A 22,932-nucleotide genomic window follows, 5' to 3' on the forward strand; every position below is an offset into this window, starting at 1 on the left:
GGACAGTCCTACAGCACAGCCGATGAGGGCATATCCGCATCGGATCTTCCCGTTGAATGTTCAACGCTCTCCCCATCCGAAGGGAGTGGTAGCCGGATGGTAAACACAGTTCCCACCCCCACGGTGCTCTGCACCTCGATATTCCCTCCGTGGCTCTCGACAATCCCGTAAGACACTGCCAATCCAAGACCGGTCCCCAAATTTTCCTTGGTGGTAAAGAACGGATCGAAAATCTTACCGAGGTTTTCTTCCGGGATGCCGCAACCCGTGTCGCTGATGCTGACGAACAGCCTGTTGTCACCACATGTCAGACCGGTAGCGACGGTCAGTTTTCCTCCCGATGCCATGGCATGGCTGGCATTGAGCAGCATGTTCACGAGAACCTGCTCGATCTGGTTTGGATCGACGAGAACCTGGGGGAGCGTGTGCTGGTATTCCCTGACGACCGTTATGTCGTGGAAGCTCGACTGGTGCGTTACCAGGTCAAGACTGGCATCGATGAGGTCGTTAATCTGGGTCGGAATCTTGTGGGGTACCGATTCGCGGGCGAAGTCGAGAAGCCCGCGGACAATCTTGGCGCAGCGCTGGGTTTCCCGCCGGATCTTTTCCAGATCGTCCTTGAGTTCCGGATTGAGACGGGGGTCGTCTCCGACGAGGGAAGAGAATACCAGTATCCCGGTCAGGGGGTTATTGATCTCATGGGCGATGCCTGCCACCAGTTCTCCCAGTGAGGCGAGCTTTTCCGAGCGGATCAACTGGTCCTGGATCTGCTTCAACTGATGGGTGCGCTCCTCGACCTTGACTTCAAGATTCCGTCCCCAGTCTTCAAGCTCGTCGCGGGCTTTTTTCAGACTGATGGTCATGGTGTTGAAAGAGCTGGCCAGTTCTCCCAGTTCATCGCTTGAGGAGGTGAGGACTTTGGAGTTCAGTTCACCGCGGGCGAGGAGGTTGGTGTGCTTGAGAAGCTGCTTGACCGGACGGCTCACCAGTGCCTGGGTGCACAGGGTGATGCTGAGCCAGATGAGCAGCAAGAGAAAGACCGTCAGCGAAGTGAATTTATACCGGTAGGAACTGGTGATGGCCATGACCTTATCGAGGGACACCACGACATCAAGTACCCCCAGGACCCGGAAATTTTCCGGGTGAAAGTGGCATTTGGCCGTGTAACAACTCTCCTCATTGTAGATGGCCTTTGCCAGTCCCAGCACCTGCTTTCCCTGGGCATTCGTGAAAAAGCGGCTCCTGTTCATGGTTGATGCATGGGTCAGGGGGGTTGCTCCGGAATGGCACATATTGCAGGCGGCAGCCTTCTTGTCGACAAAAGTGCCGATCTCGTCGTCCCGGGTGGAATAGATGATGCGTCCGTCTTTGTTGATCAGCCGGATGCTTTCGATACCGTTCTGGGTCCCCACCTCCTGGATCATCTGGTACGCACGCAGCCGGTCGTCGTCCAGCATCTGGTGGTGAGTGGTCTTAATGATGGCCTCGCTCAGGTTTTCCGCATCGGAGACGGCTTCCTGGAGAAAAATTTCTTCCAGCGTTTCGATGTTGATATAGGCAAAGATAGCCATGAATACCAGCAGGACGAGACTGGTCGATATGGCAAGCTTGGCTATGAGGCTGAGGCGAAGGGTCTGCAAGATGAGGTCCTGTCATTTCAGACAAGGTGGCAAAACTGTATATTAGATTACATTAAAGTATAAAATCACTATTCGTCAAGAGTTTATCGTCGCCATGGGGAATTACCATGCCGGTCGCGCGCTTCTTCCCCTGTCCCATCCCAACTTCGTGTGCTATGTCCCTGTTCCCCTGCAGATATTGACTTGTCGCCATAAATGGTGTACCCTCAACCTCCTTAATTCATGCAAAATCAAGGGGATTGCCGGATATTTCGCCACACGGAGCAGTACTGAATGCGTTGACCATAGATGTGGAAGACTGGTACCATGTCTGTGGCGAGGAAGAAAGGGGGGCTTCGCTCTCTCCGGAGCGTCGGGTCCGCCGGAACGTCGAACTGATTCTGGACCTCCTGGCGGAGGAGGGATGCATGGCCACCTTCTTCATGCTCGGTTCCGTGGCGGAACAGGAACCGGAACTCCTCCCCCTGATCGCCAGTGCGGGACATGAGATCGCGTCCCACGGCTATTCCCATCGTCTGGTCCCAGAACTCGGTGCGACGGCCTTCCGGGAGGAACTGCGGCGGACAGCCGGCGTTATCGAGCGCCAGGCCCGGGTCGTACCGGCAGGTTTCCGGGCGCCCCGCTGGTCGCTCTCCCGCGAGACCCCCTGGGCATTCGACATCCTTGCGGAAGAGGGGTACTTATACGATTCTAGCCTCAACCCCCTCCCTTTCGTGGGTGACCGGCTGGGGGCCCGGCTGCCGTTTCGTCGCGGGACGTCAAGCGGAGACCTGCTGGAGCTGCCGCCGCTGGTAACAGGGGTTTCCGGCTTCAACCTCCCGACGGGTGGAGGATGGGGGCTCAGGTTTTTTCCGCTTCCCCTGATAGGTGCCACCATTGAAAAGCTGAACCGGCAGGGGGCGCCGGCAGTACTCTACCTGCACCCCCGGGAACTTGACCCCTTCGGCCCGCGGCTGGAATTGGCTCCGCTGATATCATTCGCGGTCTACGGCCCGCGAACGGACGTCCGGAAGCGCCTGCGGCACCTTTTACGGCGGTTTCGCTTCGGGACCATGTACCAGTTGGTTGAACAGTGGCAATCTGCGTAATCATACCGGCGTACAACGCCGTCAGCACCCTGCCGGCAGTGGTTCATGAAGTCATCCAGGCGGGTATGCCCGTTCTGGTGGTGGATGACGGTTCCAACGACGGAACAGCCGCCAGCGTGGCCGGGCTGCCGGTCAACCTGCTCCGACACCGGGAAAACCGGGGAAAGGGCGCTGCGCTCCGGACCGGCTTTTCCTGGGCGCTGCAGCACGGGTTCGTCGGGGCGATCACCCTGGATGCGGACGGCCAGCACGAACCAACGGCCATTCCCCTCCTGGCCGAGACAGCCCTTCGCGAAGGCTGGGATGTCCTCCTGGCGTCCCGGTTCGTCCAGTTCCAGCAGATGGCGGGACTCAGACGCCACTGGAACCGTTTCGGCGCCTGGTGTATGAAGAAGCGGACCGGCTTCGACATCGACGACAGCCAGTCGGGATTTCGCTACTATTCGGCCCGGCTGCTCCGGACGATTACACTGGTGAACGACGGTTACGACCTGGAGATGGAAATCCTGATAAAGGCATGGAAGGCGGGCATGACCATCGGCTCGATTCCCGTCCCTGCCCGGGTCGCCGACGGCCGGGCGACCAGCCACTTCCGGCCGGTGCGGGATACCTGGAACATCTGTATGACCTTCCTGCGGTACATGTAGCGACAACCGCGCTAAAGAGAGACCACTGAATGCTGCAGAGCATTAAAAACTATTCGACGGAAAAAATAGTCTCGCTCCTCCTCTCCCTCGCCACCACCTCGTCCAACGAGACCCTGGCCCGGATGACCTACCTGATGGAACTGATTCCGAAGAAGGAGTACTACAAGGAGCGGATACGCTGGATTCGCCAGCTGATCCGGGAGAACCACCCGAGCATCGAGTTTCCCCGGCGCATCCTCCGTGACGTCCACCCCAACCAGCGTCAGAAGTGGATCACCAATCTGGCGGTGAATCATCTCCTGGCCGGCACCAACAAGCGGAAGGCATGGGCCGACCGGGAAGGGTTCTATCCTCCTTCCACGGTGGTCATCAGCCCGACCATGAAGTGCAATCTCTCGTGCTACGGCTGCTATGCCGGCGACTACGGCAAGAACCTGGAACTGAGCCTGGATGAGGTCGATTCGGTTCTCATGCAGATGAAGGAGATGGGAGTCTATTTCGCAGTCATTTCCGGCGGAGAACCGTTCTTCAAGAAGGACATCTTCGAGATTTTCAAAAAACACGCGGACATGGCCTTCCTGGTCTTCACCCACGGGGGGCTGATCGATGAGCAGGTCGTGGATAAACTCATCGAAGTGGGAAACGTGATGCCTGCCTTCTCCCTGGAGGGATACGAGGCGGAGACCGATGCCCGGCGTGGTGCGGGGCACTTCAAGAAGGTTATGCGTGCCATGGATCTCCTGCGGGAGGCCGGACTTTCCTTCTGCGGCTCCTTCACCCAGACCAGCAGGAACACGCACGTCATCACCGACGGTAGTTACATCGACATGCTGCTGGAGAAGGGAGTGTTCGCCCTCTGGCTCTTCACGTACGTACCGGTGGGGCGGGAGCCGAGTCTGGAGCTCATGGCAACCCCCGAGCAGCGCGATTTGATCCGGACGAGAGTTGCAGAATTCCGGGCCACCAAGCCGATGCTCTTCGTCGACTTCTGGAACGACGGGCCGATCATCAGCGGCTGTATCGCCGGTGGCCGCAAATATTTTCACATCAATGCCAACGGTGATATCGAGCCGTGCGTCTTCTGCCATTTCGCGGTGGACAATATCCGCCGCACATCCGTCAAAGAAGCCCTTAATTCCCCCCTGTTCCGGAGGATCCGGGAGAAACAGGGAGAGCATGACAACCTGCTCCGTCCCTGCATGCTGATCGACCATCCTGAAGTGGGGCGCGAGTTGTATAGCTCTGCCGGCGCCTATGCCACCCATGAAGGAGCGGACGAAATCTTTACCGACCTGGCCGGGCAGATGGATGAGTATGCTGAAGCCTATGCAACCATCGCCGATCCCGCCTGGGAGAAGGAGTTCGCAGAGCCCGGCCGGGACGGGAAACGGGGCTGTTGCCTGAAACGATGAGCGGACGTTCCGAGGCAGGCACTACAGGGTACGTGGAAGGGGTATACAGCAGTCTCAGCCTCTTTCTCATCAGTCTCTTTACCGTTCTGGTACCGCGCTGGCTCTTCCCCCCCTTTGCCTTTGTCACGGGGGGGCTGTTCTATCTCCTGACGGTCGAGCGGCGACGGGGAATCCGGGCGAACCTGCGGGTCATAACCGGTCGTGGCGATGTGGAGCGGCTGGTTCTCTCCACCTACTACAAATTCGCCCGGAACTGGTGCGACATCATGCTGATGATGCGGCTCAGGGGAGAGCGGCTGGAGCGGCTCATCGCGTCGAAGGGATCGGGACGCCCCCTTGACGAGGCACTGGCGAAGGGGAATGGGGCGATTCTCATTACCCCCCACCTGGGAAACTGGGAGCTGGGGGGACTCGGGCTGGCCGAGCGGGGGTACCGGATCAATGTCATGACCTTCCGGGAGCCGGACGAGAAGATCAACGCCATGCGGGAGCGGGTACGGGAGGAACGGGGGATCGGCTTCATCTACGTCGATCGGGATGCCACTTCGCCGCTGGCCATCATCGAGGCGGTCAACGCCCTGCGCCGAAACGAGGTGGTCGCCCTGCTGGGGGACCGTGACGGTTCCTCCCACACCCGGCAGATGGAGTTCTTCGGGCGACCTACCGCCATTCCGGTGGGGGCCGCCTATCTGGCGCTGGCGAGCGGTGCTCCGATCCTGCCGGTCTTCCTCCCCCTCGAGGGGAATCGTTACGCGACCTACATGGAAGAAGCGATTTATCTTTCGGGGCGACACGGTGACCACGACGATGTCATCCGGACCGGCATCGGCAAGGTCCTCCGGGTATTCGAGACCTACCTGCGGAACTACCCTGACCAGTGGTACAACCTGTTCGACTACTGGCAGATCACTACCAGAGACACAAAGGATGCATGAATGGCTGAAGAACTGATTGACAAGGTTAAGCAACTGATCATCGACGCACTCCGTATCGAGGGGATGACACCGGCTGACATCGAAACCGACGCGCCGCTCTTCGGCGAAGGGTTGGGACTCGACTCCATCGACGCGTTGCAGCTGGTGGTAGCCATGGAGAAGGAGTACGGCGTGGTGGTTCCCGACGCGGCCACCGGGACCAAGGTCTTCCGGTCGGTCCGCAGCATGGCCGACTATATCGCGGAACATCGCAAATGAAGCTCCTGCTTGTCTCTCCCGGCTGGGAACGGGGGAGACTGTGGGGTGAACTGGGGTTCAAGTTCCCCTCGCTGTCACTGGCCGCCCTGGCGGCGGTAACCCCGCCGGCATGGGAGATCGCGCTCTGCGACGAGAATATGGAGCCCCTCCCCCTTGATACCGATGCCGACCTGGTGGCGCTCACCGCCATGACTCCCCAGGCGCCCCGTGCCTACCGGATTGCCGCGGAGTTCAAGTCCCGGGGTAAGACCGTGGTGATGGGTGGGTTCCACGCCAGCAATCTTCCTGACGAAGCGCTACAGCATGTGGATGCCGTGGTCGTCGGCGAGGGTGATCTGGTCTGGCCGCAACTGCTGGATGATTACCGCCAGGGGTGTCTGCAGCGACTCTACCGTTCTTCCTCCCTCATCGACATGACCGCCATACCGGTTGCCCGGCGGGAGATATTCGCGGGCAAACGGTACCTCCTCACCAATACCCTGCAAACGACCCGCGGCTGCCCCTTTGATTGCGAGTTCTGTTCCGTCACCGCCTTCTACGGCCGGAAATACCGAAAACGTCCGGTGGAGAGCGTGCTGGCCGAGCTGGAGACCCTGCGCAAGGCCAACTCCTTCGCCTTTTTCGTCGACGACAACCTGGTGGCAGACCGGAAGTACGCCATGGAGCTCTTTGCCGGGATGAAGGGGATGGAGTTCAAATGGCTCTCCCACGCCCCCATCGACTTCGCCCGTGACCGGGAATTTATCGCCGCCGCCGGGGAGGCGGGATGCGTCGGCATGTTCGTCGGCTTCGAATCCCTCAACCAGCAGGCACTTTCGGCCATGGGGAAGGTGACCAACACGGCCCGCTCCTACCTGGATGACGCCAAGGTCTTCCGCGACCACGGCATCGGCATCCTCGGTTCCTTCGTCCTCGGCTACGACGGCGACACGCCCGACGTCTTCGAGCAGCTCCTCCGCTTCTGCGAGGAGGCCCGGATCGAGGCGGCCATCTTTCCCATTCTCACCCCCTATCCCGGCACTGACGTCCGCCGCCGCCTGGAGGCGGAAGGGCGGATTACCTCCAATGCCTGGGAAGACTACGACATGGAGCATGTCAATTTCCGGCCGGTGGGAATGAGCGCCGCCGAACTGCAGCAGGGGTACGACTGGCTCAACCGGGCTTTCTATTCCCTCCCCTCCATGTACCGGCGTATTTTCAAGCTGCACCGCTCCGTGCAGGTATTCGCCCCCATGAACTTTGGCTTCAGGGGCGCACTCAAGCGCACCAGACGCACCATTACCGGAGATGTCCCGTAAATGAACTGCTTCATGTTTCCCGGCCAGCCCCTTTCCCACGGGACCGAATGGCCCGATGACCCCGATTTCAAAGCCATCGCCGACATGACCCGGCGTCGGGCCTTTTTTGATCTTGAGACGTTTTCCTGGGTCGGCGCTGTCGGCACCGACAACGTGAAACTTCAGCTGTTCGGCACTGCCATGAGCCTCTACCGGTTCAGGGTGTTGCGCCGGGAGCGTCCCCTCCCCGATTTTGTCGCTGAGCACAGCATGGGGATCTACCCGGCCCTGGCCGCGTGCGGGTCTCTCCCCGAAGAGGCGGCGCTGGAGATGACCTTCCGGGTCGGGACATGTCTTGCCCGGATGGGGGAGCGCTGCAGCTATGCCCTGGGGTGCGTGGTCGGCCTCCCCCGGGAACCGCTTCTCGCCATTGCCGAAAACCACGGGGTGTATATGGCCAACTACAACACTTCCCGCCACTTCCTCCTCTCCGGCGAACGTTCTGCCATGGAAGCGGCGATGGCGGAAGCCCTCGCCACGGGCGCCTTTTCCGCCCGGACCTTCCCGTGCGACACTCCGCTCCATACCCCCCTTATCGGCGAAATCGACGGTGAATTGCGGGGGATATTCAACCACTACCGCTACGGGGAACCCCGGACCCGTCTCATGGACCACATCAATCAGGATTATCTCGGTGCAGCGGACGTTGCCCCCTTCCTCCGCGAAGAGCTCCAGCGGCCGGTATTCTGGGAAAAGAGCTACCGTGCCTTGCGTGCCGCCGGTGTCACCAGCTTCGTGGAGGTGGGGATGGGGGATTCCCTGAAGAAGTACAACCGGTGGATCGACGGCGAGCTGCGGTCATGACGTACCACGAAACCCCCATAAAGGTCCGTTTCAACGAGGTGGACGCCTACCGGGTGGCGTGGCACGGCCACTACGTCACCTGGATGGAAGTGGGGAGAAGCGACCTGGCCGGCCGGTTCGGCCTGAACGCGTTCGAGATCGAGGCTGCCGGCTACCAGGCTCCGGTGGTGGAACTGGAGCTCAAATTCAAGCGGCCGCTCCGCTACGACGAGGAAGCGCGGGTCATGACCACGGTCCGGCGGACGGAGACCGCCACCCTGGAGTTCGTCTGCCGCATCGTCGGCAGTGACGGGATAGCGGCCACCGGCCGGACGGTCCATGTCCTGACCGACCCGTCCGGTGTCCTCCAGTATACCCTGCCGCCGGTGATCGGCGAGCGGCTGGAGCGCCTCATGGCCTACCTGGAGGTGTAAGTGAAGATACTGCTCATCTCCGCCAACCGGGAGCGGAGCCCCTATCCGGTATTCCCCCTGGGGCTCGCCTACCTTGCCGGTCCCCTGGCCAGGGCAGGGCACTCCCTGGAACTCCTGGACCTCTGTTTCGAATCCGAGCCCGTGGCTGCCGTCGCCGCTGCCATCGAACGGTTCGCCCCCGCTGCCGTTGTCCTTTCCATCCGCAACATCGACAACGTTACCTATCCCGGGTCCCGCTCCTACCTGGAGGGAGTCAGGGAGGTGGTGGCGGCCTGCGGCGTGCGGGTACCCGTGATCCTCGGCGGGTCCGGGTTTTCCATCATGCCGCGGGAGGTTCTGGGCGCTGTCGGCGGGGATTACGGCATCGTGGGGGAGGGAGAGGAGATCCTTCCCGAGCTCCTGACGGCCCTGGAGCGGGGGGATGCTCCCGGTCCCCTGCCGGGGGTCGTTGCCCGGGGGGGAGGGGAGTACCTTGCTCCCCGGCCGGTCCAACGGATCGGTACCCCTGACCGCCGGCTTTTCCCCGTGGAGCGATACAACCGGGAGGGGGGGATGGCGAACCTGCAGACCAAGCGGGGGTGCCCCTTTTCCTGCGTCTACTGCACCTATCCGCTCCTGGAGGGGAGCCGGATGCGCCTTCGCCCCATCCCCGACATCATCGCCGAAATCCGGGAACTCCGGGACCGGTACGGCGTCAGCTACGTCTACTTCGTGGACGATATCTTCAACTTCCCCATGGATTTCGCCGCTGACCTCTGCCGGGCCATGGTCGACGCGAAACTGAACGTCAACTGGTCCGCCTTCATCAATCCCGGTTTCGTGACGCCGGCCCTTCTGGAAGCGATGGTGGCTGCGGGGTGCGACGCGGTGGAGTTCGGTACCGAGGCGGGATCACCGGTAATGCTGAGGAACCTGGGGAAATCCTTCGGTGTGGCGGAGATACGGGACGCGTCCCGGCTCTGCCGCGATCTGGGGGTGGATTTCGCCCACTACATCCTGTTCGGCGGACCGGGGGAGTGCGAGGCGACGGTCCGGGAGACCTTCGCTCTCATGGACGAGGTGGGGCCGACGGCGGTCATCGCCATGACCGGCATCCGGATCTTTCCCGGCACGCCGCTGTACCGGCAGGCACTGGAGGAAGGGGTGATCACCCCGGAGACATCGCTTCTGGAGCCGGTCTTCTATATTTCCTCGGCGATTCGTGATACCCTCTGCGACCTTGTGACCGAAGAGGCGATGAAACGGAAAAACTGGGTAGCGGCCGGCCTCGAGATCAACATCAGCGACGCCATGCTCGATGCCCTGCGCCATTTTCCCGTGCGGGGGCCTCTCTGGAAACTGATGAAGCGGCTGGGGAAAAGCCGGCTGAAGCCGATGTGAAACTGAAGCATGTGACGTGAAAGGTGTGACTATGGAATTCTATGGTAAGATCGTCGTCGTCACCGGCGGCACCCGGGGAATCGGGCGTGCCATCTCCCTTCACTTTGCCCGGGAAGGGGCTAGGGTGACTGCCGCCTACTTCGCCGACGAAGGGGCTGCACGGAGTCTGGAAGCGGAAACGGCAGGGTTAGCCGGCTCCATCGTCACGGTGAAGGCCGACGTCAGTACCTCCGACGGGGCGATCTCCGTCATCGAGGCGGCCGCGAAGGAGTGCGGGCACCTGGACGTGCTCGTCAACAACGCCGGCATCATCCGCGACGGTTTTCTCCCCATGATGGCCGAGGAGGACTGGAACGCCGTTATCAGGACCAACATCGATCCCCTGTTCCACTGCTGCAAGTGGGGGGTGCGGAAGATGCTCGGCAGGAGAAAGGGGAGCATCGTCAACCTGTCCTCCGTCTCCGCCCTGACCGGCACCGCCGGACAGACGAACTACGCCGCCACCAAGGGGGCGGTCATCAGCTTCACCAAGGCGCTTTCCCGCGAGGTGGGCTCCATGGGGATACGGGTAAACGCCGTGGCGCCGGGACTGATCGAGACCGAGATGGTTGCCGGCATGAAACGGGAGGCGGTGGATGCCATCCTCAAGGGGGCGGCCCTCGGGCGGATCGGCCGGTCCGACGAGGTGGCCGAGGCGGTCGCCTTCCTGGCGTCGGAGCGGGCCGCCTATATCACCGGCCAGTGCCTCGTTGTAGACGGAGGCATAGTTTAAGCCGAACCGGACCCTGCCGGAACACCCGCTGAGAGAGCAAAGAGAACGCATGGAGAGCTGCTGTGTGCAGGTTTCCTTTGCGTTCTTTCCGTTTTTGCGGTTAAAATGGAAAAGTAATTTTTCCAAAGTTGCGCGGCGCGATGAGCCGCCATTTTCCTGCGATACTGCAATCCAGAAAGTTCCATGCTACGTAAACGGATCGCCATAACCGGTCTCGGCGTGTTCAGCGCCGCCGGCAAGAATGTCCCCGCCTATCGGGACGCACTACTCAACGGTCGCAGCGCCGTCGGGCCGGTGGACCTGTTCGACGTCTCCCCCTTCCCCTCCCGGATAGGTGCCCAAGTGCGGGACTTCGACCCCCGGGACCATTTCGATCGCCGGACCGCCGACCGGCTCTCCCGGGCTGACCAGTTCGGCGTCATCGCTGCCGGCGAGGCCCTGACCGACAGCGGTATTGACGGCTACTATTCCCCCTACGATATGGGAGTATCCATGGGGGCCGGTGCGGGAGGGATGTTCCAGGCCGAATTCTGGCTCCAGGACACGCTGTCGGGGCGCAAGGGGCATCCCAATGCCCTGCGGGGGCTCCTTCCAGACCGTACCTCCACCTCCATCGCTGGCATCTATAACCTGGCGGGGTACCAGGGGAGCATAACCACCGCCTGTTCGTCGTCGGCAACCGCCATCGGCTGGGGTGCCGACCTCATCGCCACCGGGCGGCAGAAGGCGGTCCTCTGCGGCGGTTCCGACAGCCTCTGCGTTCTTACCTATGCCGGTTTCAACTCCCTGCGGGTGGTGGATCCGGAACCGTGTGCACCGTTCAGCCTCGGTCGCCAGGGGATATCCCTCGGCGAAGGAGCCGCGTTCGTGGTGCTGGAGGGAGAAGACGATGCCCTGCGTCGCGGAGCCAGGATTTACGGTTATGTCCTCGGGTATGCCATCGTCGGCGAGGCGTACCACATGACGGCTCCCGAGCCGAACGGCACCGAGGCGGCCCGGGCGATGACCGGCGCGCTCCGCGCGGCCGGCGTGGGTGTCCATGACGTGGGGTGGGTGAATGCCCACGGCACAGGTACTCCCCTGAACGACGTAGTGGAATCGAAGGCGACACGGCAGGTCTTCGGCAACCGTGCTGGGGAAGTCCCTCTCGTTTCCACCAAGGCGCTCACCGGCCACTGTCTCGGCGCAGCCGGTGCCATGGAGGCGCTTGCCACCATCATCGCCCTGAACGAGGGAATCATCCCCCAGACCCTCAATTTCCGGGGAGTCGACCCCGAATGCGACCTGGAGTACTGCCACGAAGGTCTGCGCCGGAGCGATGCCACGGTGGCGCTCTCCAACTCCTTTGCGTTCGGGGGAAACATTACCTCGCTGGTGATCGGTACATGATAACAATGGCGAGCGAATTCGACACGATAGTTGTTACCGGCATGGCTGCCATCTCGGCGGCGGGTGTGGGATTGGATGCTCTGCGGGAGGCACTGGCCGACGGGGTGAGCCGCCTGTCACCTGTTCCCGAAGAGGTGCTGGGGGAGGCCGGCCATGTCTGGGGGAAGGCCACCTCCTTCCGGGCTGCCGACTTCATTCCCCCCCTCAAGGCACGCAAGTTCGACCGGGCAAGCCTTTTTGCCGTTGTCGCCACCGGCATGGCCCTGAAGGACGCCGGGCTCGACATGGAAAAGGTGGACCGGACCCGCGTCGGTATCATGCTCGGCTGCGGTTTCGGTGGCATCGCCAACTCGGAGGAGTTCCTGCGGGGATACTTCACCAAGGGGGGCGACGGACTGGTCCCCATGCTCTTCCCCAACACGGTTCCCAACGCCCCGGCCAGCAACGCCTCCATCGAGCACGGTCTCAAGGGGCCCAACGTCACCTTCGTGCAGCGCTTCTGCTCCGCCGAATCTGCCCTGTTCATGGCCATGCATGTCCTGGAGAAGGGAGAGGTCGACGTCATGGTGGTGGGGGGAGTGGACGAGCTCAACCCCATGCAGATGCGGGGATTCAGGTCCATGGGGCAGCTCTCCCGGTATGGAGGCGGTTTCGGTGAGGGATCCGGTCTCCTGGTCCTCGAACGGGCCGATTACGCCAGACGTCGCGGCGCCCGTATCCTTGCCGGAATAGGAGGGGCTCGGACCGTCGGGTTGCTCTTACCGGGTGCCGAGGGGGACGGAGTGGCACGGCTTCTCGATGGGCAGCCTGCAGCGGAACTGGTCTCCCTGTCCGGTACTGCCGCCGATGCGGCCCTCATGGTGGAGCACCTTACTGCCATACCGCGCCTGGAAACCGCGCCGCTCACCGGCCGTTCCCTCGCCATGGGAGGGCTGGCCCTGGTGGCCCATCTCCTTGTGCTTCCTGCCGGCGCCCATGGTCTCCATCTTGCTGCATCGCCGGAAGGGCCCTATTATGCGTTCCAGCTTCAGGGAGGCTGCCCTGGTCAGCCCTGATCCTGCCGCCTACCTCCCCCATCGTTATCCCTTTCTCCATCTCGACCGGATCGTCGCCCTGGAACCGGGGGTCAGCGCTGTGGGCATGGTCGGCGTGACCGCCGATACCCTCTCATTTCCGCCGCTCCTCCTCGTGGAAGCCATGGCCCAGCTGGGAGGGATTGCCGCCGGCCAGGAGGAGGGGAGCAGGGGGATACTTGCCGCCCTGGATCGGGTCGAACTGCCAGAGACCGTGTTGCCGGGAGTACGGGTGCGGGTGACGGTCCGGATCGTCAAGGCCTTCGGCACGCTCTTCCTCGTGGAGGGGGAGGCACGGGAGGGGGAGCGGCTCCTCGCCCGGGCGGAGCTGACGCTGGCGGTCAGCAAGGGGTGACGGTCGAGATTGCCGTGCCCGACACGATGTTCCTATCCCATACGACGAGTTGACGAATGAAAAAAGCTTTGATTCTCATCTTTGTGTTGTTTAACGTTGCGGCGGCTCCCGCCCAGGCCGTGCCTGACAAGAAGGCTCTGGAGGGACTTGAGGTGCTGCGGCGGGGTTTTGCGGAACTCACCGACTTCACTGCCGAGATCACCCAGGAGAAACAGCTGGCGCTCATGAAGCAGAAGATGGTCTCCCGGGGGGTTATCCGCTTCCGGAAGCCCGGGACCTTCTATATGGAGCTTTACCCCCCCAACGGGAGCCTTCTGCTCATGCGGGACAACGTCCTGACCATCCGGCTGCCGGAGCAGGGGATGACCGACCGGATGGTGCTCCCGCCGGAACAGAGCCTGGAGAAGTGGATGGCCTTCCTCTCCCGTCCCATCACCACCCTTCCCGAGGGGATGGAGGTCAAGGGTGTCCGCCAGGGAGACAACTGGACCGTACACATCCTTCCCGCCGGCACGGGGGGGGTGAAGGAGCTGCAGATCACCTTCGACCTGGAGGGGCGGATCAGGCGGCTGACCATCGAGGAGCGGAACCGGGACCGGACCGTCATCAGGTTCACCTCCATGCGCAGGAACGTGGGGTTGAAGGAGAAGGATTTCCAGCTGAACTGAGGATCATACAGATGGGTTATTCCCTGCAGCAGGAACATTCGGGGGCATGATGAACCAAACCGGCAAAGGACCATCCTATTTCCCCTACGATATCCAGATCAGGGGGGACCTGTGGGGGCTTCTGGAGCTTGATGACGCGGCGCGGGAAGTCGAGGGGCGGGGGATGCCCCGGATCATGTTCTTCCGCCGTCTGGCCGAACGACTGAGCCACTATTCCGGCCAGCCGGTACAGGCGGGACTTCTCAACCTCTATGCCCTCTACATGAAGGCCCTGCGTCACCTGACCGATATCCACACCGAGAAGCGAAAACCTGCCCTGCTGGAAGAGGCGCTGGCGACCGCCGGCTTCCCCTGCGGGTCGCCTGAACTGGCTCGACTGCTGGAGGGATTCGGCGACTGCTTCCCCTGCGGCGACCTCCTGAACGGGACCGTCCCCGACCCGGCCGCCTGGCTGGCGGGGGACAGCCCCGACCACGGCAGGAAAAAGCTCGGTGTCAAGGAGCTGCTCCTCCTCCGTGCCGCCATCGAAAACCCCGCCCTGACGACGTTCCGGGTGATGCTGGACGACAGCGAGCTGGAGGCGCGGAGCGCGTACCGGTCGGCGGTTGCCGCCCTGGAGCGGGAACTGGCCAAGGGGGGGCCGGTTGTCCCCTTCGCCCTCTCCCTCCCCGAACTTCTGCGTGCCCCCGCCAAGGCCTCCCCCCATTCCCTGGAAGGACAGATGGAGTACATCCGCTCCCGGTGGGCCGACGTCCTCCCGCCGGAACTGGTGGCGGAGCTGACGGCCGCCTTTGCCGTGCTGGCGGAAGAGGGGCAGATGTTCACTCCCCGGGGTGAGCCGGGTGGGGCCAACGTGCTGGAGTTCCTGAAAGGGGGAAAGCTCGGGAAGGGGGGGTACGACTACCCGGAGTACGAGCGGTTCTCTCCCGATGCCGACTGGATGGCCAACGTGGTGATGCTTGCCAAGATGACCTATGTCTGGCTCGACCAGCTCTCCCGCAAGTACCAGCGACCCATCAACCGCCTCGACCAGGTGCCGGACGAGGAGCTGGATATCCTTGCCCGCTGGGGGTTCACCACCCTCTGGCTCATCGGGCTCTGGGAGCGCTCCCCCGCGTCCCAGAAGATCAAGCAGATAGCCGGCAACCCCGATGCCATCTCGTCCGCCTACTCCCTCTACGACTACGTCATCGCCCACGACCTGGGGGGGGAAGAGGCGCTCGGGAACCTGAAAGAGCGCTGCCGGCAGCGGGGGATCCGCCTGGCGAGCGACATGGTCCCGAACCACACCGGCCTCTATTCCCGCTGGACCGTGGAGCATCCCGACTGGTTCGTCCAGCTCGACTACCCGCCGTACCCCGCCTACACCTTCAACGGCCCGGACCTCTCCTTCTCCCCCGAGATCAGCCTCCACATCGAGGACGGTTACTGGGAGCGGCGCGACGCGGCGGTGGTGTTCAAGCACTACGACCATCGCGACGGCCGGACCCGCTACATCTACCACGGCAACGACGGCACCTCCACCCCCTGGAACGACACCGCCCAGCTGAACTACCTCATCCCCGAAGTGCGTGAGGCGGTTATCCGGACCATCCTCCACGTCGCCCGGCAGTTCCCGGTCATCCGCTTCGATGCCGCCATGACCCTGGCCAAGAAGCACTATCAGCGCCTCTGGTACCCCCAGCCGGGGAGCTGCGGGGTCCCCTCCCGCGCCGAGCACGGCATGGGACGGGAGGAGTTCGACGCCGTCTTCCCCGAGGAGTTCTGGCGCCAGGTGGTGGACCGGGTGGCGGCCGAGGCCCCCGGCACGCTCCTTCTCGCCGAGGCCTTCTGGCTCATGGAAGGGTACTTCGTCCGGACCCTGGGGATGCACCGGGTTTACAACAGCGCCTTCATGAACATGCTCAAGCTGGAGGAGAACGCCAAGTACCGCCAGACCATCAAGAATGTCCTGGAGTACGACCACCGCATCCTGCAGCGGTTCGTCAACTTCATGAACAATCCGGACGAGAAGACGGCGGTGGAGCAGTTCGGCAAGGAAGGGAAATACTTCGGCGCCTGCGTACTGCTCGTTACCATGCCGGGTCTTCCCATGATCGGCCATGGGCAGGTGGAAGGGTTCCACGAGAAGTACGGCATGGAGTACCGGCGCGCCTACTGGGATGAGCCGGTTGACGAACATCTGGTGGCGGTCCACGAACAGAAGATTTTTCCTCTCATGCGGCGGCGCTGGCTCTTTTCCGGCTCGGAGAACTTCATCCTCTACGATTTCTTCGCCGACGGCCAGGTGGACGAGAACGTCTACGCCTATTCAAACCGGGCCGGGGACGAGCGGGGGCTCGTCATCTACAACAACCGTTACGGGGATACGGCGGGCTGGCTACGCACCTCCACCTCCCGGGGGGTGCAAAACGCCCGGGGCGAGACGGAGCTTGTGCAGACTACCCTGGCGGAAGTACTCGGGTTCGACCCGGACGGCAGCTCCTACTATGCCTGGCGCGACTCCATCAGCGGCCTCCACCACCTCCGGTCGGGGCGGGAGTTGTGCGAGCAGGGTCTGTTCGTGGAACTGTCGGCCTACGAGTGCCGTGCCTACCTGGATTTCACGACAATCCGGGACGACGAGTACGGCACCTGGGGACGCCTCTGCTTCCAACTGGCCGGCAGGCCGGTGGCGAGCCTGGACGAGGAGGTGAAGCAGGTGCGGCATGCCGAGGTTAACGTGGCATTCCGGGAGGTTTGCGGGGAGCTGGACCGGCACCTGGCGGAGTCGCCGGCGCTCAGGGAAAATGTGGCGGCACTCGAACCGGCGCTGGAATCGCTCTTCGACCTGATTAACCGTCACACCTCCTGCCACGGGGACGGGAAGGGGGTGGCTGCCGAAACGCTCACGTCCCTTGAGGTCGTGGAGCGGCTCACCCTGCTGCAGAAGGATGAGAAACTCACCCTCCCGATGGTCGTCCTCGATCTGCCGGCGGACCGCCTGGTGGCGGCGGGATGGCTTGTTCTTCACCGGGCGGGACGGCTGGCCGGGGGTCCCGACATTGCTGCAACGGCGGCCTGCTGGTGCGACGAACTCGGCCTGCTCCGACCGTTCGCCGACCTGTTCCGGTTCGCCCAGGCGGCCGCCGGGGCGCCGATCCCCATGGACGAGTCGGCGGCCGGCTCCCTCCTCCTCACCCTGCTGCGCCGGCAATCGTTCTTTGCCGATGGGGAGGGGATGGCCGAGGCGGAACGGTTCCGTGAACTCTTTGCCGAACCCTCGGCGCGGGAGTTCCTCGACTGCCACTGGAGCGGCGATGGGGAATGGTTCGTGAAAGAGCGGTTCGAGATACTCCTCGGCTGGCTCCTGCTGACCACCGTCGTCACGACAGGGGGGGCCTCCACTGCTACTCCCCACAACCTGGCGGCGTTCATCCCCCATCTGACGTCGGCCTGCCAATCCTGCTACCTGACCGCAGCCCGTGCCGGTTACCGGACCGACCGGTTCCTTGCCCTGCTGGCAGGGGAGGAACTATCCACAGGAGTCGATCACATTGATGCATAGATGTATCCCCCTTGTTGTGCTGCTGGTCTCATTGTGCCTTGCCGGCTGTGCCGCGGCTCCCAAGCCGCTGGTCGGCCTGGTACCGGGGAAGGAGGCGGAAACGCTCCAGTCCCCTATCTCCATCGCCATCCGGACCCCCGAGGGGGGGAGGGGAGGGCGGGGATACCTGATCTTCAAGCGCCCGGACCGCTTCCATCTCGCCATCCTCTCCCCCTTCGGCCTGACCATGCTGGAGGTGTTCAGCGACGGCGACCGGCTAACCTGCCTCATCCCCTCGAAAAATACCGCCTACAGCGGCAGGATCGCCGACCTGCCGGCCCGGGAAGGGTTGCGCACCTGGGGGCTCATGCGCTGGGTGGTGGAAAAGCCGCCGGTGGCCGGCCCGGCACTGAAACGGGACCATGTCACCGCCGACGGCAGGCGGGAGACCGTCTTCTACGACGACCAGGGGGTGGTGCTCCGGAAGGAGACCGACGAGGGGGACCGGGTGGTCTTCAGCGACTACCAGGTGTATGACGGTGTGGCGTTCCCGTCGGTCATGGAAATTTCCGCTGTCACCGGCGAATCGGTCCGGATCACCTTCGACGAACCGGAGCTGAACAGGCCGGTGGAGGAGGGGGCGCTTAAGCCGAACCTGGACGGGGTGACGGTACTCCCCTTCTCCGCGTTTCAGGGTTTCTAGCCGGCCATGCTGAAAGACTTCCTCGCAACCATAACCGATGCCACCAACCGGGGGATTCGGGCCCACCTGGAGTGGCTGTTCCGGACAACGAGCCGCCGGCCGCTCCTCGTCATCGTTCTTTCGGTGTCTCTGCTGGCGCTCTCCGGCATCTCCATCGCCACCACCCGCTTCGAATCGGACATCTTCAAGCTCTTCCCCTCCGACAAGGGGCCGCTCAAGCTGTTCCTCGACTCCTTGAAATGGAGCGGCGGCGCCCAGGACGCCTATTTCATCCTGGAAGGGGGCAAGGAGCAGCTGATTGCCGAGGGGGAGCGGTTCGCCGGCAGACTCACGTCCCTGCAGGTGGACGGCCAGCCAGCCTTCCGCAAGGTGACCTACCGGACCTTCGATCCGGCGGAGGCCCAGGCTTTCGCCGATTTCGTCGGGTATGCCGTGACCCATCCCCAGCTCTTCGTCTCACCAGACGATGCGGGGCGGTTCGCCGAACTCCTGACGCCGGGCGTCATGACCCGGAGCCTGGACAAGGCACGGGCCGAGCTGGCAAGTCAGGCGGGAATGGGACTTCGTGAGATCATCGCCGCCGACCCCTTTTCCCTGCGGGATCTGGTCCTTCCTCGCCTGAAAAAAGCAAGCCAGGCACTCGATCTCGATACGACCTCCCCCTATTTCCTCTCCCGTGACGGACGGGTGCTCATCATCATTGCCGAGCCGGCGCGGCCGGTGCAGGACATGGTCTTTGCCCGCAAGCTCGTGGCGGGGATCAACGAGGCCCGGCGCGGGGCGACGGTCACCATTACCTGCACCGGTGCCCACCTGGCGGCGGTGCTGGACGAGGCGGCGGTGAAGGGGAATGTCATCTCCTGCGTCCTCTCGTCGCTCGTGGTGGTGCTCCTCCTCTTTTATCTCACCTACCGCCGCTTCCTCCCCACCCTCCTGATCCCGTTCATCCTCTTTTGCGGCGTGGTGCTGGCCCTCGGGACGGCGGGGCTTTTCCTCTCTTCCATAAGCCTCATCTCCTTTGCCTTCACCGCACTCATCATCGGGCTCGGCACCGACTATTCCATCCATATCTACGACCGCTTCCACTCCGAGCGGAGCGCCGGGCGTGATACGGACGAGGCCCTGCGCCTTGCGGTGGTCGATACGGGGCACGGCGTCTTCACCGCTGCCGCCACCACCGCGCTCCCCTTTCTCGCACTGACCATATCCGACGTCCGGGCCCTGTCCGAACTGGGACTCCTGGTGGGGCTTGGGGTGATCTTCTCCCTCTACGCCACCTTCCTCTTCCTGCCGCCGCTTCTCCTCTTCTCCGAGCGCCGCTTTCCCGCCGCGGCCTACAAGCCGCTCCCCCGCTTCGGTCTCGGTTGGGCATGGGAGATGTGTCTCCGTCGGTATCGTGCCGTTATCCCTGTTTCAGTGGCGCTCGTTGCCCTGCTTCTGGTGGCCGCGTTCTTCATCCGTTTCGAAGGGGACCTGAAGAACCTCCAGCCTCGCCACTCCGAGGCGTTCCAGGCCCAGGAGAAGATCGAGCAGCACCTGAGCCTTTCCCCGAAACAGATGCTCGTCGCGGTGGAAGGCGAAGAGCTGGAGGATGTGATGAGCCGGGGGGGGCGGGTGGAGAAGCTGGCGGAGCGCTACGTGCAGGGTGGGCAGCTCGTTTCCTTCTCCTCACTCGGCCAGGTGGTCAACGATCGGGAGAACCAGCAAGAGCTGCTGGCTGCTATGGCGGGACCGCTGGCGTCCCTCAGAGTGGCGGAATCGGCAACCGCCGCGCTCTCCAAGGCCGGTTTCGATCCCGCTCCTTTCGAGGGGACGGTTGCCGGCCTGGCTGTCCTGAACAAGGCCCGACCGGTCCCTCCCGCCGAGGCAATCGAGCGGATCGAGCGCTCACCGCTGCGGGGAGTGGTGGCACGGCACCTTATGCGTGGGGATGGCAGCCATCATCTCCTCTTCTACCTCAACTACCGGGGGAACGAGTTTTCCCAGCAGTCGTTTCTCAAGGAACTGGCCATCGTCGATCCGACGGCGCGGGCCACCAGCACCGACCTGGTGAGCGGTCAGCTGGCCGGATCGGTGAAGAAAAGCTTTTTCTGGGGCTTTCTCCTCGGCGGCGCAATGGTGCTGTTCCTCCTCCTCTCCCACTTCGACTCCCTCGCCGCCCTCTTCACCTCCCTCTTTCCGGTGGCCGGCGGGGTCGTCGCCATGCTCGGCCTCATGGCCCTCACCGGGATGGGGATCAACTTCATGAACGCCATGGTCCTTGTGACCATTCTCGGCATGGGGAGCGACTACGGCCTCCACGTGGTGCACCGGGTGACGGGGGATGACGAGGTGGAGCGACGGGGGCGGTTCATCCAGTCGGGCCGTGCCGTTCTCCTTTCCGCCCTTACCACCATCGCCGGCTTCGGTTCCCTCGCCTTCACCGACTACGCTGCCCTCTCCTCCATCGGCTGGGCCACCAATTTCGGCATCGGCGCCACCATGCTCTTTTCCCTCATTGCTCTTCCTTCCTTCCTGGAAGCGGGCAGACGGCGGATGTTGCGGAAAAACAGTGAGGTGTCTTCGTGAGTTCACCTTCCGGTTCGAATCCCCGCCTCCTCCTGGTCTATCCGGCTACCCACAAGCTGGGGTGGGTGAAGCGTTTTCAGCTTCCACCCCTTTCCCTGAAGCAGGTAGCTGCCGCCACGCCACCGCCGTGGGAGGTGGTCCTGGTGGACGAGGTCCACGAGGATATTCCCTTCGACAGCCGGTTCGACCTGGTGGGAATCACCGCCATGACCCACCAGGCGCTCCGCGCCTACGAGATCGCCGACCGGTTCCGGGCAAGGGGGGTGCCGGTGGTTCTCGGCGGAATCCACCCTACGGTCCTCCCCGACGAGGCGGCTCTCCATGCGGACGCGGTGGTGGTGGGGGAGGCGGAGCCGGTCTGGGAAGAACTCCTGGACGATCTCCTGGCGGGGCGACTGGCACCCCTCTACCGGGCGCCGATCCCCGAAGGGGACCGACTCTCCATCCCGTGGGGGAGGCGGGACATCCTGGCGGGGAAGACGTACCTCACCACCCAGACCCTCCAGGCGAGCCGGGGGTGCCCCTACGACTGCCCCTTCTGCATCACCACCAACTACTTCGGCAGGAGTTTCCGCTACCGGGACCCGGAGGACGTGCTGGCCGAGCTCCGTTCCTACGAGGGGAAACTGACGGTCTTTCTCGACGACAACATCCTGGGGGACCCTCTCCGGGCCAGGCCGATCCTGGAGGGGATGGCGGGGATGAACATCCGCTGGGGGGGGCAGGGGAACCTCCGCTTTGCCGAGGACCCGGAGATGGTGAAGCTGGTGGCCCGCTCCGGCTGCATCGGCATCTTCGTCGGCATCGAGTCGGTGACCGGCGCCCATGCCAACCACCCCAAGACCGGGAGCCGTTACACTCCGGTCGAGCTGGTGAAGCGGGTGCGGGACGCGGGGATCGTGCTGGAGGCCTCCATGGTCTTCGGCTTCGACGATCACGACGAGGGGGTGTTCGAGCAGACGGTCCGCTTCCTGGAGGAGTGCGCCCCGAGCCTCCCCACCTTCCACATCCTCACCCCCTATCCCGGCACCGCCCTGTTCAGCCAGTTCGATAGGGAGGGAAGGCTCCTCCACAAGGAGTGGAACCGGTACGACCACGGCACGGTGGTTTTCCGGCCGAAGCGGATGACCCCGGAGCGGCTCTACCGGGGGTGGCAGGAGGCACGCTGGGAGGCGTACCGGCTGCCGGCGATCGCCAGGCGGGTGATGCAGGGGAAGGGGAAAGGGGTGAACCTGATGTACAACCTGCTGCGGCGGGGGGGGATAGAGCGGCCCGATTAGCGGAAGAGAGTGATTCCCAGTAACAAGATGCTCGAATTGAGGGGCTCGTTGGGGGTGGAGGTGCTGGCGTTGGAGACGTGGTGGTAGCGGTATTCCCCCGTCAGGGCCAGGTCCTTCTTGATGAAGTACTGGAGGCCGGTTCCCCCCTGGTAGGAGAAGTCGAGCCGCGTCCCCATGGTCGGGAGTCCCAGGTCGACGAACAGGACGCCGCCACCGGCGAAGACGTAGGGGACCATTTCCTCCAGGGAGGTGAATTTCCAGCTCCCCAGAACATAGCCCCCCGTCATGACCCGGCCGTCGTGGTTGACCGCCATGTGGAGCGGCAGTTCCAGCAGGAGTTCGTGGCGCCCCTGGTACCAGTTCCCCTTCCCCACCTCGTCGGAGAGGAACCAGCCGTAGCGGAGGATGTTGGTGAAGGTCTGCACGTCGGTGCGGGTGGCGCCGAACTCCCGGTGGGTGGCGCCGTAGCCGGCGAGCCAGGTGTACTCGTGGTCCGCCTCGCGGACAAAGGCGTTGTCGGCGGCGGAGACGGCGGCGGGGAAGAGGGTCAGGGCGAGCATAACGGTGAAAAGGATCTTTGTCATAAGGTATCCATGAAAGAAATGGGCGCGGGGCCATCCATCGTAGCCTCGTCCGTTGTGGTCGGCCCTTCGCTGCGGACCTTGACCGATGATAGCCGGAAGA

Annotated in this window: 20 protein-coding genes; 18 read left to right on the forward strand and 2 right to left on the reverse strand. The window is 63.2% G+C overall.

Annotation, left to right across the window (positions count from 1 at the left end; translation table 11 throughout):
• Window positions 1–8: 8 nt before the first annotated feature.
• Window positions 9–1,640: an ATP-binding protein gene (locus KI810_RS04855; protein WP_246525147.1), complete on the reverse strand. Its 1,632-nt coding sequence runs from the start codon at window positions 1,638–1,640 to the stop codon at window positions 9–11.
• Window positions 1,641–1,918: 278 nt separating this feature from the next.
• Here KI810_RS04855 and KI810_RS04860 point away from each other — a divergent pair, with 278 nt between their 5' ends.
• The 18 genes from KI810_RS04860 to KI810_RS17270 all read left to right on the forward strand — a co-directional run bounded on the left by KI810_RS04860 (window position 1,919) and on the right by KI810_RS17270 (window position 22,248).
• A complete protein-coding gene (locus KI810_RS04860) occupies window positions 1,919–2,728 on the forward strand; it encodes a polysaccharide deacetylase family protein (protein ID WP_246525148.1) in 810 nt (269 codons plus the stop codon).
• Complete coding sequence (locus KI810_RS04865) at window positions 2,713–3,375, forward strand: glycosyltransferase family 2 protein (protein WP_214174327.1); 663 nt, start codon at window positions 2,713–2,715, stop codon at window positions 3,373–3,375. Before KI810_RS04860 ends, KI810_RS04865 begins: the two co-directional genes overlap by 16 nt.
• 29 nt (window positions 3,376–3,404) lie before the next feature.
• Window positions 3,405–4,787: a radical SAM protein gene (locus KI810_RS04870; protein WP_214174328.1), complete on the forward strand. Its 1,383-nt coding sequence runs from the start codon at window positions 3,405–3,407 to the stop codon at window positions 4,785–4,787.
• On the forward strand, window positions 4,772–5,722 hold the full coding sequence (locus tag KI810_RS04875) for a lysophospholipid acyltransferase family protein (RefSeq protein ID WP_246525149.1): 951 nt from the start codon (window positions 4,772–4,774) through the stop codon (window positions 5,720–5,722). Before KI810_RS04870 ends, KI810_RS04875 begins: the two co-directional genes overlap by 16 nt.
• Window positions 5,723–5,980, forward strand: coding sequence for a phosphopantetheine-binding protein (locus tag KI810_RS04880; RefSeq protein WP_214174329.1), 258 nt, complete (start codon window positions 5,723–5,725; stop codon window positions 5,978–5,980).
• On the forward strand, window positions 5,977–7,278 hold the full coding sequence (locus KI810_RS04885; protein ID WP_214174330.1) for a B12-binding domain-containing radical SAM protein: 1,302 nt from the start codon (window positions 5,977–5,979) through the stop codon (window positions 7,276–7,278). The genes KI810_RS04880 and KI810_RS04885 overlap by 4 nt, the downstream gene beginning before the upstream one ends.
• Entirely contained in the window at window positions 7,279–8,121 is an 843-nt protein-coding gene (locus tag KI810_RS04890; protein WP_214174331.1) for an acyltransferase domain-containing protein, read from the forward strand.
• A complete protein-coding gene (locus tag KI810_RS04895) occupies window positions 8,118–8,534 on the forward strand; it encodes an acyl-CoA thioesterase (RefSeq protein WP_214174332.1) in 417 nt (138 codons plus the stop codon). Before KI810_RS04890 ends, KI810_RS04895 begins: the two co-directional genes overlap by 4 nt.
• Complete coding sequence (locus KI810_RS04900) at window positions 8,535–9,914, forward strand: lipid biosynthesis B12-binding/radical SAM protein (RefSeq protein WP_214174333.1); 1,380 nt, start codon at window positions 8,535–8,537, stop codon at window positions 9,912–9,914.
• Between the two features lie 31 nt (window positions 9,915–9,945).
• Entirely contained in the window at window positions 9,946–10,686 is a 741-nt protein-coding gene (locus tag KI810_RS04905) for an SDR family oxidoreductase (protein ID WP_214174334.1), read from the forward strand.
• 183 nt (window positions 10,687–10,869) lie between these two features.
• Window positions 10,870–12,075, forward strand: a complete 1,206-nt coding sequence (locus KI810_RS04910; RefSeq protein WP_214174335.1) for a beta-ketoacyl-[acyl-carrier-protein] synthase family protein — start codon at window positions 10,870–10,872, stop codon at window positions 12,073–12,075.
• Entirely contained in the window at window positions 12,072–13,130 is a 1,059-nt protein-coding gene (locus KI810_RS04915; protein ID WP_246525150.1) for a beta-ketoacyl synthase N-terminal-like domain-containing protein, read from the forward strand. Before KI810_RS04910 ends, KI810_RS04915 begins: the two co-directional genes overlap by 4 nt.
• Window positions 13,090–13,503 (forward strand): hotdog family protein, encoded by a 414-nt coding sequence (locus tag KI810_RS04920; protein WP_214174336.1) that lies wholly within the window; start codon window positions 13,090–13,092, stop codon window positions 13,501–13,503. The genes KI810_RS04915 and KI810_RS04920 overlap by 41 nt, the downstream gene beginning before the upstream one ends.
• 56 nt (window positions 13,504–13,559) lie before the next feature.
• A complete protein-coding gene (locus tag KI810_RS04925) occupies window positions 13,560–14,171 on the forward strand; it encodes a LolA family protein (RefSeq protein ID WP_214174337.1) in 612 nt (203 codons plus the stop codon).
• A 49-nt stretch (window positions 14,172–14,220) separates the two neighbouring features.
• Entirely contained in the window at window positions 14,221–17,718 is a 3,498-nt protein-coding gene (locus KI810_RS04930; RefSeq protein WP_214174737.1) for an alpha-amylase family glycosyl hydrolase, read from the forward strand.
• Window positions 17,711–18,400 (forward strand): outer membrane lipoprotein LolB, encoded by a 690-nt coding sequence (locus KI810_RS04935; protein WP_214174338.1) that lies wholly within the window; start codon window positions 17,711–17,713, stop codon window positions 18,398–18,400. Before KI810_RS04930 ends, KI810_RS04935 begins: the two co-directional genes overlap by 8 nt.
• A 6-nt stretch (window positions 18,401–18,406) precedes the next feature.
• Window positions 18,407–20,968, forward strand: a complete 2,562-nt coding sequence (locus tag KI810_RS04940; protein ID WP_214174339.1) for an MMPL family transporter — start codon at window positions 18,407–18,409, stop codon at window positions 20,966–20,968.
• Window positions 20,965–22,248 (forward strand): B12-binding domain-containing radical SAM protein, encoded by a 1,284-nt coding sequence (locus KI810_RS17270; protein ID WP_214174340.1) that lies wholly within the window; start codon window positions 20,965–20,967, stop codon window positions 22,246–22,248. Before KI810_RS04940 ends, KI810_RS17270 begins: the two co-directional genes overlap by 4 nt.
• On the opposite strand, the gene KI810_RS04950 is transcribed toward KI810_RS17270, so the two are convergent.
• Entirely contained in the window at window positions 22,245–22,832 is a 588-nt protein-coding gene (locus KI810_RS04950; RefSeq protein ID WP_214174341.1) for an acyloxyacyl hydrolase, read from the reverse strand. The two genes, KI810_RS17270 and KI810_RS04950, sit on opposite strands and share 4 nt — an antisense overlap.
• Window positions 22,833–22,932: the final 100 nt, after the last annotated feature.

The organism is Geomobilimonas luticola, assembly GCF_018476905.1.
Taxonomy (GTDB): domain Bacteria; phylum Desulfobacterota; class Desulfuromonadia; order Geobacterales; family Geobacteraceae; genus Geomobilimonas; species Geomobilimonas luticola.

Bases quoted from the DNA above. Each gene is read 5' to 3' on its own strand.
- KI810_RS04870 (WP_214174328.1), top strand. From the start codon at position 3,405: ATGCTGCAGAGCATTAAAAACTATTCGACGGAAAAAATAGTCTCGCTC.
- KI810_RS04910 (WP_214174335.1), top strand. From the start codon at position 10,870: ATGCTACGTAAACGGATCGCCATAACCGGTCTCGGCGTGTTCAGCGCC.
- KI810_RS04890 (WP_214174331.1), top strand. From the start codon at position 7,279: ATGAACTGCTTCATGTTTCCCGGCCAGCCCCTTTCCCACGGGACCGAA.
- KI810_RS04950 (WP_214174341.1), bottom strand. From the start codon at position 22,832: ATGACAAAGATCCTTTTCACCGTTATGCTCGCCCTGACCCTCTTCCCC.
- KI810_RS04925 (WP_214174337.1), top strand. From the start codon at position 13,560: ATGAAAAAAGCTTTGATTCTCATCTTTGTGTTGTTTAACGTTGCGGCG.
- KI810_RS04940 (WP_214174339.1), top strand. From the start codon at position 18,407: ATGCTGAAAGACTTCCTCGCAACCATAACCGATGCCACCAACCGGGGG.
- KI810_RS04915 (WP_246525150.1), top strand. From the start codon at position 12,072: ATGATAACAATGGCGAGCGAATTCGACACGATAGTTGTTACCGGCATG.
- KI810_RS04885 (WP_214174330.1), top strand. From the start codon at position 5,977: ATGAAGCTCCTGCTTGTCTCTCCCGGCTGGGAACGGGGGAGACTGTGG.
- KI810_RS04880 (WP_214174329.1), top strand. From the start codon at position 5,723: ATGGCTGAAGAACTGATTGACAAGGTTAAGCAACTGATCATCGACGCA.
- KI810_RS04935 (WP_214174338.1), top strand. From the start codon at position 17,711: ATGCATAGATGTATCCCCCTTGTTGTGCTGCTGGTCTCATTGTGCCTT.
- KI810_RS04895 (WP_214174332.1), top strand. From the start codon at position 8,118: ATGACGTACCACGAAACCCCCATAAAGGTCCGTTTCAACGAGGTGGAC.
- KI810_RS04920 (WP_214174336.1), top strand. From the start codon at position 13,090: ATGCGTTCCAGCTTCAGGGAGGCTGCCCTGGTCAGCCCTGATCCTGCC.
- KI810_RS04905 (WP_214174334.1), top strand. From the start codon at position 9,946: ATGGAATTCTATGGTAAGATCGTCGTCGTCACCGGCGGCACCCGGGGA.
- KI810_RS04930 (WP_214174737.1), top strand. From the start codon at position 14,221: ATGAACCAAACCGGCAAAGGACCATCCTATTTCCCCTACGATATCCAG.